Below are 14,474 nucleotides of genomic sequence, written 5' to 3'. Positions count from 1 at the left end.
TCAGACTTATGATTCACGTCGATTCCGTCACTAAGACGTACGGCTCTACCCGTGTCCTCGAGAATGTCACGTTCACCGCTCAGCCTGGGCGAGTGACCGGATTCCTCGGTCCTAACGGCGCGGGCAAATCCACCACTATGCGCATCATGGTCGGCCTCACCCGGCCCACCGCCGGTTCGGCCACGATCGAAGGGCACCACTACGCAGACCTGCCCAACCCCGGCCGGGACATCGGCGTTCTCTTGGATGCCTCAGCACAGCACGCCGGGCGTACCGGTCGAGAGACGTTGACGCTGGCAGCCCAGACCCTGGGCATGCCGACCAGCCGCGTCGACCAGATCCTCGACCTGGTCAGCCTGACTCCCAAAGAGTCCAAACGTCGTGTCCGCGACTACTCCCTGGGTATGCGTCAGCGTCTCGGCATTGCGACCGCACTTGTCGGCGACCCGCACGTTCTCATCCTCGACGAACCGGCGAATGGCCTTGACCCAGCAGGGATTCGGTGGATGCGAGACCTGCTTCGGCAGTACGCCGACATGGGCGGCACCGTCCTGCTGAGCTCGCACCTGCTGCACGAAATTGAGGTCATCGCCGACGATCTGATCGTCATCGGGCGGGGCAAGATCGTGGCGCAGGGAACCAAACAGGACCTGCTCGCGACGGCGGGAACCTCCGTACGCACCCCGCAGGTCGGTGCGCTGCGGAGTGCGCTCGTCAGCGCGGGCCTTATCGCTCACGACTCTGGTCGGGACGGACTGCGGGTCGAAGCCGATCCGGACGTCGTGGGCCGTATCGCGTTGACCAGCGGCATCGCTTTGGTTGAACTCCGGCCAGCAGAGGGCGCTGGCCTTGAAGAAATGTTCCTCGAACTCACCGCTGACACCCAGCGCGAGCAGACCATTGAAGGAGACGCGGCATGAGTACCGCACCCACCGCGACGCCGAGCGTGGCGCTGCAGGACGTCAGCACCGCAGGCCGCGGGGACTCCTCAGGAATGATCGAGCGGCCTGGCATCGGATTCGGTCGCCTGATCCGGATCGAGCTGCGCAAGATGTTCGACACCCGCTCGGGTTTCTGGCTGATGATGAGCATCGGCATCCTGTCGCTGATCGCCACCGTTGCCGTCTTGATCTTTGCGAGTGACGAGAGCCTGACCTTCGAGAGTTTTGCCACGGCCATCGGTGTGCCGATGTCCATTCTGCTGCCCGTCGTCGCCGTGCTCGGCGTGACGAGCGAATGGTCGCAACGTTCGGGGCTGACGACGTTCACCATGGTGCCCAGGAGGGGGCGCATCATTGCCGCCAAGCTCGCGGCAACCGTGCTGGTTGGTGTGACCTCGATGCTGCTGGCCGTCGGTCTGGGGGCAGCGGGCAATCTCCTGGGCGCGACAATTCGTGGCGTCGACCTCACCTGGGGCCTGAGCATCGCTGCAGTCGGCAAGATCATCCTCGCGAATGTCCTGGGCATGTTGATGGGGTTTGTCATCGCCACCATCATCCGCAACTCGGCGGGTGCGCTCGTCGGCTATTTCGCCGTCGCCTTTGTGCTCCCCACGATCACCGGAATCTTGTATGGCACTCAGGCGTGGTTCAGGGACATCTCTCGGTGGGTCGATTTCCAGGCCAACCAGGTGCAGCTCTATGACGGCGCGATGGAGGCAAACGACTGGGGTTACCTGGCCTTCACGGGCTTCTTCTGGCTGGTGATCCCGCTGTTCATCGGTGTTCGTCTGGCAGTGCGCAGCGAAGTGAAATGACCTGAATCGCAACGGTCGGTGGTCTTCCTCGGGGGAGGGCCACCGACTTTGCTGTTGGCAAGGCCGACACCTGGGCTGGTTAGCATGTCCGCCGTGACCCAGCAGACTCATAGCGCAGACCACGATCAGCTCAGCGGGCTGGTCATCGCGATCGACGGGCCATCCGGCTCGGGGAAGTCATCGGTGTCCAAGGCAGTTGCCTCCCGGCTAGGGATTGGGTACCTCGACACCGGAGCGATGTATCGAGCGCTCACCTGGTGGTGTCTTGACCAGGGGCTGGATCTCAGTGACCAGGACGCCGTGGCCAACGCTTCGCTGACTTTGCCGTTGACGATGGGCACTGACCCGGCCGCTCCCTCCGTCCTCGTGGGCGGTGTCGCCGTTGATGCTGCGATCCGCGAGACGCGCATCTCCGAGTCGGTATCAGCGGTGGCGACGAACTTGGCCGTACGGCCGGTCATGCGAGACCTACAGCGTGCGCTGATGGCCTCGATCGCCGCCGAGACCGGTGGCGTTGTCGCCGAAGGGCGCGACATCACCACGGTGGTCGCTCCCGATGCGACCGTCCGAGCACTCGTCACGGCTTCCGAAGAGGCGCGTCTGGCCCGGCGTTCCAAGGAACTTCACGGCGATGCTGACGCAAATTCCGTGGAGCGCACTCGCGAGCAGATCGTCGCGCGCGATGCCCGGGACTCCACTGTGTCGCAGTTTTCGGTGGCGTCAGATGGTGTCGTCACCGTAGATACCTCCGACCTGGACTTCGAGCAGTCAGTCGCCGCGGTGCTTCAGGTGATCGAGCACGCCCAGAGTGCGGCTGGGGAGTCGTAGTCCGCGAGTCCCCAGCAGTCGTGGGGTCAGCAGGTCTTGAGCATGCTCGTCAGCGCCGTCTTCTCAGTGCTGGTGACGTTGAGTTCGTATTTGTCCTTGGTCAGCGTCCACCGCACCGCATAGTTGCAGTGTGACTCCTCCAGCGGCGGCTGCCAGTCTTCTGGGCCGTCATCGCCCTTGGCCTGGTTGAGCGAGTCGTCGGAAGACACGAGAACGAGCGGGTCGTTGGCGTACGTTTCCCGTTCGTCAGTGCTCCAGGAGTCCGCGCCAGACCGCCAGGCATTGGCGAGCGGCACGATGTGTTATCCGGTACGCCATACCGGCTGGCGGTGACGTCGCCGACGACAGTACGGGCCAGACGGTGGAGTGTCGGCGGCGTTGTTATCAGGTACAGCATCCTCGCTGTTGAGGACGTTCGCCCTGTCGGTGCTCGCGTCTACCTTGATACGCGACCGAGAAGGAGGTGCCGTGATGGCATCGACCCAGCGAGTGGCGATTCCGGGTGGGGTGACGTGGACAGTCGTCGACGACGAGGCCCACGTGATCGAGCATGTCGAGTCGTACCTGGACTTTGTCCGGCAGTCTGACTACTCACCGAACACGGTGCGCTCGTATGCGAAGAGTCTGGCGCTGTGGTCGACGCACTTGGCGGGTCGCGGCCGTGCGTGGGATGCAGTGCAGTTGACCGACTTCGGCTCGTTCCTGCAGGCGCTTCGTGCCGGTGAAGTCGGTTCCAGTACGACCGCGTTGAGATCGACCCGGGTTGTCTCCGACGCGACCGTCGCGGCCCGGGTCCGTCCGGTGATGAGCTTCTACCGGTTCCACGCAGCGATGGGAGTGCCGGCGGCCCCGTTCCTGTACGAACAGGTGAGCCGTCGCCCCGGCCGCTACCTGCCCTTTCTGGAGCATGTGGCCCGTCGTGGGACCCGGAGCCAATCGACCGTCAAGGTGCGGGTCCGGCCCCGGGAGGTGCCCGTACTGGAGCCCGCGAGCGTCGATGAACTGATCACGGCCGAGGCCGACTTCGACACTTCCAGCGGGGAATGGTCGGGCGACCTGCGTTACCGGTTGTTGTGGACGCTGCTGGCGGAGACCGGGATGCGGATCGGCGAGGCCCTCTCACTGCAGCACCGAGACTGGGCCACGGGTCGAGGGGACACTGCCTCGGTCCACATCGTTCCTCGACCGCACCCGCATGGTCTGCAACTCAAGAGCGGGGCAAGACGCGTGTTCGTGGGCAGCCGACTTGACCGTCTCTACGGCGACTACGTGTGGTGGCTGTGCGATCGTGGCGCGGACGCCGTCATCGAGGACTGGGACGCGGCCTACATCTTCTGCAACGCCTTCCGGGAACCGATGTTCGCCCCGCTGCGAACGGAGAGCGTCTACGCGCACCTGAACCGGCGGAAGCGCCAGATCCCTGGACTGCCGTCGGGGATGACTCCGCATTGGTTCCGCCACACCCACGCCACAGCGCTGCTGCTGGCGGGCACTCCACTGCACGTGGTCAGCCGCCGTCTGGGTCACCGAGACGTGCAGACCACCACCAACACGTACGGACACGTCACCGACGACGCCGAGCTGGCCGCATTGGCCAACTGGCGCCACGTCGTGCACGGATGGGAGTCAACTGCAGATGACTGAGCAACCAGGCCAGGCCCAGCGCAACGGGCACGCCGGGAAACGACTGGACCGACGAGACCCGCGGCTACCGGTCTCCGAGATGTTCGATGCCGACGTGGCCGCCACTCTCTGGGAGTCTCTGCCCGAGGACTGCCGGCGCGACCACTTCGACAAGACCACCATGCCCGAGCGGTACCGAGCAGCCGTGGCGGAGACAAGCGCCGGGGGCTCGTGGACCACGATCGCCCTCAGCATGCGTGGCCTCCCTGAGCCGATGACTGGGGAGTTGGCCTGGTTGCTCCACCGTGAGATCGAACTCGGACGGCGCGTCTACCCTCTCGCCTTCAACGCGACGACCCGGCTGCTGCGCGCCGCCACCAGCCGCGGCGGCGCCACCGCCCGGACTGCCCAGTCCTTGCTCCAACTGACGCCCGAGGAGTGGCTACACCAGGCCCACGGCGCTCGACTGCGCGGTACCCAACTGGGACGCAGCAACGACTACCACGCGCTGCACACGATCCGCCGCCTCCAAGACGTCCTGGTCTACCCGTACCACCGCGGAGACTGGTGGCAGCTGAACGTCTGGAACCCTCAGCTCGATCCACGCGTCCCGCAGCGCGATCACGAGCCCCTCGGGCGCAGCAGCGCCAATTTCAGCCACCTGACCAGCGACTGGCTCCGGGAAGCCGCGAAGTGGTGGCTGTCCACCTGCCTGGAGACGGAGCGCTACTCCTGGAGCACGATGAAGACGCGGCTGGACGGGCTGAAGTGGCTGCAGCGCTACCTCGACGAGGCCGGCGACGCCGGCCCACCGCTGGTCGTCGACCCCGATGAACTCCGTCCCTTCGTCCGTGGCTTCTTGGCCGGCGTGCGCAGCCACAGGGTGACGTCAGGGCCTCGAACGGGCCAACCTTTGGCGGCGAACCCGCGGCGAGCGATCCTGACAACGATCGAGCAGTTCTACGCCTGGATGTATGACAACCGGACCGATGCAGCGACCACCTTGCGCGAGCCGCGGTGGTTGGCACTGGGTCCGGCTCACAGCGTGCTGTTCCGCGCCGGCGACAAGCCACGGCTGACAAACAGGCACAGCGAGGACATGGTGCTCGAGGACGATGTCGTGGCCCGTATCGCCGAAGGAGCTGAGCTGTTGGCGCTCCCCAAAGCCGAGGGAGGGCTCGGTGATCTTGCGGCATTCCACGCGTTGATGCTGCTGATCCGAACCGGTCGCCGGGTCAACGAGGTACTGATGATGGACTTCGACCCCCTGCTGCCGCTGGTCGGCTCCAACGACGTCGACGAGTCCGGGCTGGTCGCCCGGATGCGCTACCAGCAGACCAAGGTCCAAACAGGCCAACCGAACTCGATCCCCGTCGACGCCGAGGTGGTCGCCATCATCCGCACCCAGCAGATCGAGGCCCGCCGACACATGTCCAGCATGGGCTGGACGGACCGGGAGCCCCGCTACCTCTTCCCACGACCACGGGAAAACCGCAACGGCGCGCACCCCTACTCCGACGCCACCCTCCACAGCATCCTCGGCAAGCTCACCGACAGGCTCGGCATCACCGACAGCCAGGGACGGATCGTGGCGATCAGCAAGACCCACCGGTTCCGGCACACCGCCGCAACAAACCTGCTCAATGCCGGTGTCCCACTGCACGTTGTCATGCGCTACTTCGGCCACGCCTCCCCGGAGATGACCATGCACTACGCGATCACCCTCGCCCAGACCGCCGAACGCGAGTTCCTGCGCTTCAAGAAGGTCACCACCGACGGCCGTCCACTGCCCCTTGACTCCGAGGACCTCTACGACGTCCTCCAGCTCGACAAGCGGGCCGACCGAGTGCTGCCCAACGGTTGGTGCATGCTGCCACCCAAGCAGGTGTGCAATCGTGGCAACGCCTGCCTGTCCTGCGACAAGTTCGTCACTGACGCCAGCCATGCTCCGGAGTTGCGGCGCCAGCTCACCGACACCCAGCGGCTCGTCGAACAGCGTCAGTCGGCATTTCTGGCCAAGTACGGCACCCCGATGGACGAGGACAACGTCTGGGTACAAGGCCGCACCGCCGAAACCGCCTCCCTGCGCCAGATCCTCCTCGCCATCGAGGACGTCAGCGACACATCACAGGCCGTACGAGGCGCCGGCGCCAATGACAGAACCCAACGCAACGACGCCGCGGGAGAGGACGCTGGATGAGCGAGCACCTGGCCCGAGCCGCCCAGGCCCGGCACGACGACGTGATGAAACGCGCCACCAAGGCCCTTCAAGACATGACCAAAGCCGGCGAGGCAATCACGTTCGTCGCGGTCGCCCGCCGAGCCGGCGTCTCTACCGACTTCCTCTACAACACCCCGGACCTGCGGTCGAAGATCGTCGCGTTGAGAGGTGGGCGCCTCGCACCGACCTCGGCCCCGCCCCAAGACGACGGCACCTCAAGCACGAGCGCGATCCGCGCCCTGTCGACCCAACTCAAGGAACAACGCCGGCGCCACCGCCACGAACTCGAGGCACTCCAGCGCGCCCTCGCCGCCGCGCACGGAGAGAACCTCAAACTCCGCCGTCGACTCGCGTACCTCGACGACGAACACCCCGACCCCGAAGATCGCTGATCGGCGTCCCGGATAGCTCCCCATCACCGGGCATCGTCCAGGACGGGTCTTACGGGACACCCGAACATGCGTTCGTGCGCTGACCTGCACTATCACCGCAAGGGGTTCGCCTTACGGGACGGCATTCTTTGACAGGTCCAACCTGCTGCCGCGCCTGAATGTCAGATCAGGTTGACACGTCCATAGTGTCAGCCTAGTCTGACACTATGGACGTCAACGCTATGGAGACCGCGGCCGCGTCCGTAGAGCCCGTCGAAGGCCTGCGGACAGTGGTGGCGTTGCGTCGGTTAGCTTCCCGGCTCGAAGACCTGCACGTCAGGAGGGCTCGCGCGGCCAGCATGTCATGGGCGGAAATTGCAGCCCACCTGGAAGTGACCCGCCAGACGGTCCACAAGAAACACGGCCGCACGCGCGGCCCCCGACGATTGGACACTGATGCTGATCTATAACGATTCGTTTACTACTGTCATGGCGGCAAGCCAACGAGAAGCTGCCGCCCTCGGCGCCGACGTGTACGGCTCGGAGCACATACTGTTGGGCCTGCTGAGCGAGGGCGGACCGCTTGCCGAGCAGGTCTCGAACGCGGACCGCGACGTGAGCTTGGATGCGGTACGTCAGGCCATCGAGAACGCCGTCGACGACGCACCCCACCTACAACGGCTGGGTATGTCGGCGGTCGACACGCAAGCGGCGGCCGATGCCACCAAACCTGTGCGGATGCCCCGTAACCGTCACACGCCCGAACTGCAGACCTCGTTGAACTCCGGGTCCGCCAAGTTGGGACACCTGCGCAAGACAGGGCAGCTGCCCCGAGAGCGCAAAGTGGACAGTGCAGTTCTATGGCTTGCCGTCTTGGAGCCCACGGCAAGAGCATCGAAACTGTTACGTGCCATGGGCAGCGACCCCGATCGACTCCGCGGGGCAGTGCTCAGCGCGCTGGCCGCCCCTGAAACTCCGGCACCCCACTGGCCGACAGAGATGCGTTCCGGCCCCATCACTCGACTCCTGCACTGGATATTTAACCGTAAGAGCACAAGCGCGTGAACGAACGAGCACCCGCAACCGGCCTGAGTGTCGTCGGCGCGGCCCGTCACGGAGCATCAATACAAGCCCTCCGTAGCGGGATCGGCTGACGTTCCGTAAGCCGATGGCTATCCGGGTAGGTCGGCGACGCGGGTGGAGATGCGTTCGAGTGTGGCGAGTTCGTCGGGGGTCAGGTGGTCCAGGACGCGGGCGCGGACCGAGGCGACGTGAGCGGGGACGGCGGCTTTCAGTACGCGCAGGCCGCCGGTGGTGAGGTGCAGGATGCAGCCGCGGGCGTCTGCGGGGTCGGGTTCACGCTCGACCAGGCCGCGTTGTTGCATCCGCGCGGTGTGATGGGACAGGCGGCTGCGTGACCACTCCATCTTGGCCGCGAGGTCCTTCAGCGACCACCGATGGCCGGTCTTCTCCGACAGGGTGCTCAATACCTCGTAGTCGGCGGCGGACAGCCCCGAGTCGGCGGCGAGGTCTCGTGCGGTGCGGGCAGGGACGGCGGTGAGCAGTCGCCGGAAGGCGCGCCAGGCGCGGTCCTCCTCCTCGGTCAGCCAGCGGGGTTCCACGGCTCTCAGACTAGCCACTTCTTTGACACGTCACCAACCGTTGTGGCAGTGTCGTTGACATGTCATCAGATACGGGAACGCGTCCCCGCGTGATGGTCCTGGTTGCCAGCAGCCGCCCTGGACGGCTGGGCCCGGCGGTGGCCCGCTGGTTCGTGACCGCCTCGGCGGCGGAGGACGTGGCCGGCAGCATCGACCTCGCTGACCTCGCCGAGATCGGCCTGCCGATGCTCGACGAGCCTGAGCACCCGGCAGGTGGTGTCTACCGGCACGAGCACACCCGCCGCTGGAGCGAACGGGTGGCCGCTGCGGACGCCTTCATCGTCGTGACCCCTGAGTACAACTACGGCATGCCGGCGGTGTTGAAGAACGCCCTGGACTATCTCTACGCCGAGTGGGCGTGGAAGCCCGTCGGGTTCGTCAGCTACGGCAACACCTCCGCCGGCACCCGATCGGTGCAGATGGCCAAGCAGGTCGTGACGACGCTGCGCATGGTGCCGATCGGCGCCACCGTCGCCCTGCGCATCACCGACACCGTCCACGACGGGCAGGTCCGAGCCGACGCCGCACCCGCCGGCGCCGCGACCGCGGTCCTCACCGAGCTGCTGCACGTCGCGGCCGCGCTGCGGCCGCTGCGAGCACCGGTCGCCACCGACGCGCCCGTCGCAGAGCTGAGCCTCGCTCCCGCCGCAACCGACGACCTGGCCGAGCTGCTGGTGTTACAGCGCTGCTGCTGGGTGCAGGAAGCGATCGTCAACGACACGCTCGACATCCCCGCGCTGCACGAGACCTTCGACGACCTGCGTGCTTGGGCGGTGAGCTGGCAGGTGTGGACCGTCCGGCTGCACGGCCGGCTCGTCGCCGCCGTCCGGGCACGCGCCGCCGGCGGAGTGTGGGAAATCGGCCGGCTCATGGTTGCCCCGGACCTCGCCGGCCAGGGAATCGGCCGTTGGCTGCTGGCCTACGCCGAGAGCCAAGCACCCCGAGGCACCACCTCATTTGCCTTGGTCACCGGGTCGTGCAGCAGCCGCAACATCGACCTCTACCAGCGGACCGGGTATCGCATCACCTCACCGTCTACGGAGGCAAACACGATCGTCCTTCTCACCAAGGACCGACCGGAGCCCGCACCAGAGTCGTCCCTACAGGCTGCGCCAAGCCGATAGCGACTGACAGAAGCATCCGGATGGGATCGGTTACCGGCACAGGCCCACCTTTCAGGTGACATCGTACATTCGCTTCTGCGGCAGAATGGGTGCATGGATCTGCTGTCTTCCGCCGTGACGAACAACGTGGACTGGTGTGCCCTGGTCTGTCGGCGTGGCGGGATAACTGACAACACCAATGGCATATGGTTGGTCACCGGCAGCCCTGCCCCGTTGTTCCCCGATGCCGTGACGCTCAAAAGTGGCGTGTCCGCCCGGCAGCTGAGTCAGGTGCTCTCGGGTCGAAAGGCTTGCTCGGTCAAGGACAGCTATGCCGACGTTGACCTTGAGCCCTACGGGTTCAGCGAGCTGTTCACCGCCCGATGGATCGGGCAGACCAACGGACCGAAAAACGCCGACCCGACGGGCTGGTCGCACCTCACCGAGACGGCCGAGCTTGAGTCCTGGTGCGCTGCCGCAGAGCTACCTGAGGTCTTGCCAATCGGCCTGCTGCGGGACCCGTCCGTCAGGATCCTTGGCGCGTATCGGGAGGGACGCCTCGTGGCTGGAGCAGTCGCCAACAGCAGCGACCGGGTCGTCGGAATCTCGAACGTATTCCAGGTCGGTGGCGACAGGCGGGCTGGCTGGGGCGAGGTTGCGTCGGTTGTCGCCCGATTCTTTCCTGGCAAGCCTGTCGTGGGCTATGAGCACGGCCCCGACCTCGATGCTGCCCTCGCCGCCGGCTTCTCGGACCTGGGCCCACTGCGAGTCTGGCTCCGCTCTCCGGCTCAGTGAACCGGCCTGCCGTTGCCTTCGTTTGGCTTCCCGCGAACCAACAGCGTACGACTACCCTCGGACGACACACAGGGACGCCGAGCCATCCCCGCTACGGGATCGGCTATCGGCGCCAGCTGAAGGGCTGGACTACGGTGGGCAGTCGTGATCGACGCCATCTTCAGCGACCCACGCCTGGCGGCGCTTTATGACGTATTCGATGGGCCGCGCGACGACCTCGACCACTACCTGGACATCGTCACCGAGTTCGATGCGACCCGTGTGCTGGATATCGGGTGCGGCACCGGGTCCTTGGCCTTGCTGGCGGCCGCACGCGGCGTTAGCGTTACCGGCGTCGATCCCGCGTCCGCCTCGTTGGATGTGGCGCGCGGCAAGCCGGGAGCTGACCAAGTCGAGTGGCTGCACGGCGATGCGACCTGCTTGCCCGACATGCAGGTCGACCTTGCCGTGATGACCGGCAATGTCGCGCAGGTCTTCCTTACCGACGCGGCATGGTCGGCCGCTCTCGCCGGTATCCGAGGCGCGCTGCGCCCGGGTGGCTACCTCGTCTTCGAGACGCGACGACCCGAGTCCCGTGCCTGGGAGGGCTGGCGACGCGATCCGGCCGAGGTCATCAGGCATGTGCCCGCGGTGGGGCGCGTCGAGCACCGACGAGTGGTGACCCGCGTCGACCTGCCGTTGGTCTCCTTCCGGCACACGTACACGTTCCCCGACCACACCACGATGTCCTCGGACTCCACGCTGCGGTTCCGCGACAGGGCCGAGGTCGACGACGGTCTCATGCAGGCCGGCTACACCACCCTCGAGGTCCGACAGGCACCAGATCGACCCGGCGCGGAATTCGTCTTCATCGCCGAACGCGGCCACTGATCGACTGGACTGCCCACTGAGAGCTGCCCGGCGTGTGGCTCACCCCGCTTCTTCACCGCGACGAGGTTCGAGCCAGTGTCCTGCGCGAGGCCGGCCCGGCGCTCCTCGTGGGCGGGAGCGTTGACGAATCGTGGGACTCAGACCTAGCGCACAAGACCGGGCACGTGGTCTTGGAACTTCCCGGGGGGAACCACGGCCTCCAGCTCACAGGGGACGCGGTTGGTTCTGCCCGTTTCCTCGTCTCTCTTGTCGAGCAGGCGCGCACGTTTCTCGCTGGACTTACTTGAGGACCTCCAGCCTTCCCGCTCTGTTCCAGCTGGGGATCCTCCTGCAGGCTGGCCGCGCGGCGCATCGGCCGAACACCGCTAGCATCGGGCCGTGATCGTATGGCTCAACGGCACCCACGGCGCAGGCAAGACGACGACCAGTGCACTCGCGCGAGAGTTAATCCCGAACTCACGGGTGTTCGACGCCGAGAAGGTTGGCGAGACACTCATGGACATCACGCCGGGGCTACCAGAGACGGACAACTTCCAGCACTGGCCGCCGTGGCGGACGCTCGTGGTCGAGACCGCTCGCTGCGTACTCGACTACACCGGCGGCACTCTGTTGGTGCCCATGACCGTCTTGGTCAAGCAGTACTGGCGCGAGATCAGTGCGGGCTTCGCCCACCATGCCATCCCGGTGCGGCACTTCGTCCTCCACGCTGACCGCGAGACCCTCCGCGAGCGCATCGAGGGAGACACACTTCTTGGTCCCTCACCATTCCGTCTCAGATACCTCGATTCCTACGCTGAGGCGGCTCGCACCTGGCTGCACGACGAGGCTGAGGTCGTCGACACCACAGACCTCACGCCCGCCCAGGCCGCACTGCAGGTCGCAGATGCCGTCAACCCTTGAAGACTGCACGGGCAACTGGCCAGGCGGCCGACTCATGACGCGCACGAACGCTCCACGCTAGACCCGGGTCGCCCCGCAAGACGCGTGTCCTCCGATGGCTGTCGACGTCACCCGAGGCCCCCACTGCGCGACCACCTGATGGATCCCCATGCGGGCCAGCAGATCGCCTCTCTGTGACCGGCATGTCGCTGACGAGTTGACCTGCGCGATCAGATGGCACTTACTGTGACCGCTACAGATACCGCGTGGTCGATGTCGATGTCGCTTGCGGCGTCGTACTTTTTGGCTGAGTAGGGGTCAACCCAGGTGCCTTTGAGGTTCGTGCACGAGCTCGATGATGTGACGTTCTCACCATCGCGATAGAGCGCGGCGCCACGGGCATCGCAGGAGTTATTTGGCTCTTCGGGCCAGCCGTGGCTGCTGGCATCGCGCCAGTGCGGAAAGAGTTCGCGGTCATATCCGTCGCTAGAGCCGGTCTTCACGGTGAGGGACCCCAAGGCGTCCTCGGCGGCGGCGGGTGTCATGTCCGAACTCATTCCCAGACGGAGTTGTGCGGCCGCTTCAGATGCCGGGACGGTGCCGATCTCAGCAGCGCTGACTGGCTGGATGCTCACCAGCATGGCGGCGCTGACGAGTGTGGCGCCCATGGTGGTGCGGCGAATGGTGAGGTGCATGGTCGAACTCCTCGATCGCGAAAACGGATGTCCCTCCAGACAATCTGATCCTCGCCCGCTGATGGGCTAACGAAGGGCAAAGATTGGGCAAGCCCGCGGTATCCCGGCGGATGTCGCGAGCACACGTATCCGTGCGCGACAATGGGGGCTTACCTATTTCTGTTCCACCACATGTCGTGAGGTTGTCGTGAGCCAGCAAGACCCCAATTCGTCCTCGCAATCCGGGGATGACCACGAGGGCGTCGAGCATGCGCTGCGCGTCGGCCTCGATGACTTTGAGCTGAGCCCGGAGGATCAGGCTCTCCTTGCGCCCGGAGAATCTGGACCCTCGGCACCCGTGATGGCGCAATCTCGCCCTGTTGTGGCGGTCGTGGGCCGGCCCAACGTGGGGAAGTCAACATTCGTCAACCGCATCCTGGGACGCCGTGAGGCCGTTGTCCAGGATGTTCCAGGCGTGACCCGTGACCGCGTCACTTATGACGCTGAGTGGTCGGGACGAGCGATCTCTCTGGTCGATACTGGCGGCTGGGAAGTCGATGCCAAGGGCATTCACTTGCGAGTGGCTGAGCAGGCTGAAGTCGCGATTGAACTCGCCGATGCAGTGATGTTCGTCGTCGACGCCACAGTGGGTGCCACGGACACCGACGAGGCTGTCGTACGCCTGCTGCGGCGCTCGAAGAAGCCCGTCATCCTGATCGCGAACAAGGTGGATGACCAACGCGTTGAGGCAGATGCGGCGATGTTGTGGTCGCTGGGCCTTGGCGAGCCTTATCCAGTGTCCGCGCTGCATGGGCGGGGGAGCGGCGACGCCCTCGACGCCTTGCTGGCGGTCCTGCCGAAGGAGACTCAGGTCGTGGACCCGCGCGCTGGGGGCCCGCCGCGCGTCGCGCTGCTGGGCCGGCCCAACGTCGGCAAGTCCTCGCTCTTGAACAAGCTCGCCCACGAAGACCGAGCGGTCGTCGACAACGTTGCGGGCACCACGCGAGACCCGGTCGATGAACTCATCGAGCTGGGCGGCAAGACCTGGACCTTTGTTGATACGGCCGGAATTCGCCGCCGCGTGCATCAGACGCGAGGCGCGGACTTCTATGCCTCGCTGCGCACCCAAGCCGCGCTGGAGAAGGCTGAGGTCGCCGTCGTTCTGATCGACGCCGAGGAGTCGATCGCGGAGCAGGACGTCCGCGTCGTACGCCAAGTGGTTGAAGCAGGCCGAGCGCTCGTGTTGGCATTCAACAAATGGGACCTGCTCGACCTCGAACGGCGGCACTATCTGGAGCGTGAGATCGAGCGGGAACTTGCTCAGGTCGCATGGGCTCCGCGGGTCAACATTTCGGCCCAGACCGGCCGCCACGTCGACAAACTTGTCCCGGCACTTGAGCTGGCATTGGACTCGTGGGACACCCGCGTACCCACCGGACGCCTGAATGCCTTCCTTGGCGAAATCGTTGCGGGACAACCACATCCGGTACGCGGCGGCAAGCAGCCACGCATCCTGTTCGCGACTCAGGCTGCCACCAGGCCGCCGACGTTCGTCATCTTCGCCTCGGGATTCATCGAGGCCGGATACCGCCGATTCTTGGAGCGTCGCTTGCGTGAAGAGTTCGGCTTTGAGGGCTCACCGATCGAGGTGTCGGTCCGGGTTCGCGAGAAGCGTCGCCGACGCTGACCCCGA

General features: G+C 65.6%; 16 protein-coding genes. 13 read left to right on the top strand and 3 right to left on the bottom strand.

The window, feature by feature from the left end:
* Positions 1–8 precede the first annotated feature (8 nt).
* The 3 genes from F562_RS0105300 (at position 9) to cmk (ending at position 2,584) form a co-directional block, all read left to right on the top strand.
* Entirely contained in the window at positions 9–920 is a 912-nt protein-coding gene (locus tag F562_RS0105300) for an ABC transporter ATP-binding protein (protein ID WP_018155895.1), read from the top strand.
* Positions 917–1,756 (top strand): ABC-2 transporter permease, encoded by an 840-nt coding sequence (locus F562_RS0105295; RefSeq protein ID WP_018155894.1) that lies wholly within the window; start codon positions 917–919, stop codon positions 1,754–1,756. Before F562_RS0105300 ends, F562_RS0105295 begins: the two co-directional genes overlap by 4 nt.
* An 84-nt stretch (positions 1,757–1,840) precedes the next feature.
* Positions 1,841–2,584 (top strand): (d)CMP kinase, encoded by a 744-nt coding sequence (gene cmk, locus F562_RS0105290; RefSeq protein WP_018155893.1) that lies wholly within the window; start codon positions 1,841–1,843, stop codon positions 2,582–2,584.
* Positions 2,585–2,610: 26 nt separating this feature from the next.
* Here cmk and F562_RS18170 read toward each other — a convergent pair whose 3' ends face one another.
* On the bottom strand, positions 2,611–2,880 hold the full coding sequence (locus F562_RS18170; RefSeq protein WP_018155892.1) for a GmrSD restriction endonuclease domain-containing protein: 270 nt from the start codon (positions 2,878–2,880) through the stop codon (positions 2,611–2,613).
* Between the two features lie 175 nt (positions 2,881–3,055).
* On the opposite strand from F562_RS18170, the gene F562_RS0105280 reads away from it, so the two are divergent.
* From F562_RS0105280 to F562_RS0105260, 5 genes are all read left to right on the top strand, one after another.
* Positions 3,056–4,228, top strand: a complete 1,173-nt coding sequence (locus F562_RS0105280) for a tyrosine-type recombinase/integrase (RefSeq protein WP_018155891.1) — start codon at positions 3,056–3,058, stop codon at positions 4,226–4,228.
* Positions 4,221–6,407: a tyrosine-type recombinase/integrase gene (locus tag F562_RS18165; protein ID WP_051080150.1), complete on the top strand. Its 2,187-nt coding sequence runs from the start codon at positions 4,221–4,223 to the stop codon at positions 6,405–6,407. Before F562_RS0105280 ends, F562_RS18165 begins: the two co-directional genes overlap by 8 nt.
* Positions 6,404–6,820 carry a DUF6262 family protein gene (locus tag F562_RS18160; RefSeq protein ID WP_018155890.1) on the top strand — a complete coding sequence of 139 codons (417 nt, stop codon included), beginning with the start codon at positions 6,404–6,406 and terminating at the stop codon, positions 6,818–6,820. The genes F562_RS18165 and F562_RS18160 overlap by 4 nt, the downstream gene beginning before the upstream one ends.
* A gap of 206 nt (positions 6,821–7,026) precedes the next feature.
* Positions 7,027–7,269: a hypothetical protein gene (locus F562_RS0105265; RefSeq protein ID WP_018155889.1), complete on the top strand. Its 243-nt coding sequence runs from the start codon at positions 7,027–7,029 to the stop codon at positions 7,267–7,269.
* A 19-nt stretch (positions 7,270–7,288) separates the two neighbouring features.
* The gene (locus tag F562_RS0105260; protein WP_026181022.1) at positions 7,289–7,864 is read left to right on the top strand and encodes a Clp protease N-terminal domain-containing protein; all 576 of its coding nucleotides are present in this window, start codon (positions 7,289–7,291) and stop codon (positions 7,862–7,864) included.
* A gap of 107 nt (positions 7,865–7,971) precedes the next feature.
* On the opposite strand, the gene F562_RS0105255 is transcribed toward F562_RS0105260, so the two are convergent.
* Positions 7,972–8,421, bottom strand: coding sequence for a MarR family winged helix-turn-helix transcriptional regulator (locus F562_RS0105255; protein ID WP_018155887.1), 450 nt, complete (start codon positions 8,419–8,421; stop codon positions 7,972–7,974).
* A gap of 59 nt (positions 8,422–8,480) precedes the next feature.
* Between F562_RS0105255 and F562_RS0105250 the strand changes: the two genes are divergently transcribed.
* The 4 genes from F562_RS0105250 (at position 8,481) to F562_RS0105230 (ending at position 12,128) form a co-directional block, all read left to right on the top strand.
* Positions 8,481–9,584: a bifunctional NAD(P)H-dependent oxidoreductase/GNAT family N-acetyltransferase gene (locus tag F562_RS0105250; protein WP_040385249.1), complete on the top strand. Its 1,104-nt coding sequence runs from the start codon at positions 8,481–8,483 to the stop codon at positions 9,582–9,584.
* 93 nt (positions 9,585–9,677) lie between these two features.
* The gene (locus F562_RS0105245; RefSeq protein ID WP_018155885.1) at positions 9,678–10,358 is read left to right on the top strand and encodes a hypothetical protein; all 681 of its coding nucleotides are present in this window, start codon (positions 9,678–9,680) and stop codon (positions 10,356–10,358) included.
* A 144-nt stretch (positions 10,359–10,502) separates the two neighbouring features.
* Complete coding sequence (locus tag F562_RS0105240) at positions 10,503–11,228, top strand: class I SAM-dependent methyltransferase (protein WP_018155884.1); 726 nt, start codon at positions 10,503–10,505, stop codon at positions 11,226–11,228.
* Between the two features lie 378 nt (positions 11,229–11,606).
* Positions 11,607–12,128 carry an AAA family ATPase gene (locus F562_RS0105230; protein ID WP_018155882.1) on the top strand — a complete coding sequence of 174 codons (522 nt, stop codon included), beginning with the start codon at positions 11,607–11,609 and terminating at the stop codon, positions 12,126–12,128.
* A 209-nt stretch (positions 12,129–12,337) separates the two neighbouring features.
* On the opposite strand, the gene F562_RS18150 is transcribed toward F562_RS0105230, so the two are convergent.
* Positions 12,338–12,802 carry a hypothetical protein gene (locus F562_RS18150; RefSeq protein WP_018155881.1) on the bottom strand — a complete coding sequence of 155 codons (465 nt, stop codon included), beginning with the start codon at positions 12,800–12,802 and terminating at the stop codon, positions 12,338–12,340.
* Between the two features lie 187 nt (positions 12,803–12,989).
* Between F562_RS18150 and der the strand changes: the two genes are divergently transcribed.
* Positions 12,990–14,468, top strand: coding sequence for a ribosome biogenesis GTPase Der (gene der / locus F562_RS0105220; protein WP_018155880.1), 1,479 nt, complete (start codon positions 12,990–12,992; stop codon positions 14,466–14,468).
* Positions 14,469–14,474: the final 6 nt, after the last annotated feature.

The sequence above is a fragment of the Demetria terragena DSM 11295 genome (assembly GCF_000376825.1).
Lineage (GTDB): Bacteria > Actinomycetota > Actinomycetes > Actinomycetales > Dermatophilaceae > Demetria > Demetria terragena.
The sequence above is the reverse complement of the archived record's forward strand: the minus strand, read 5'-3'. Positions and strand labels throughout refer to the sequence as shown.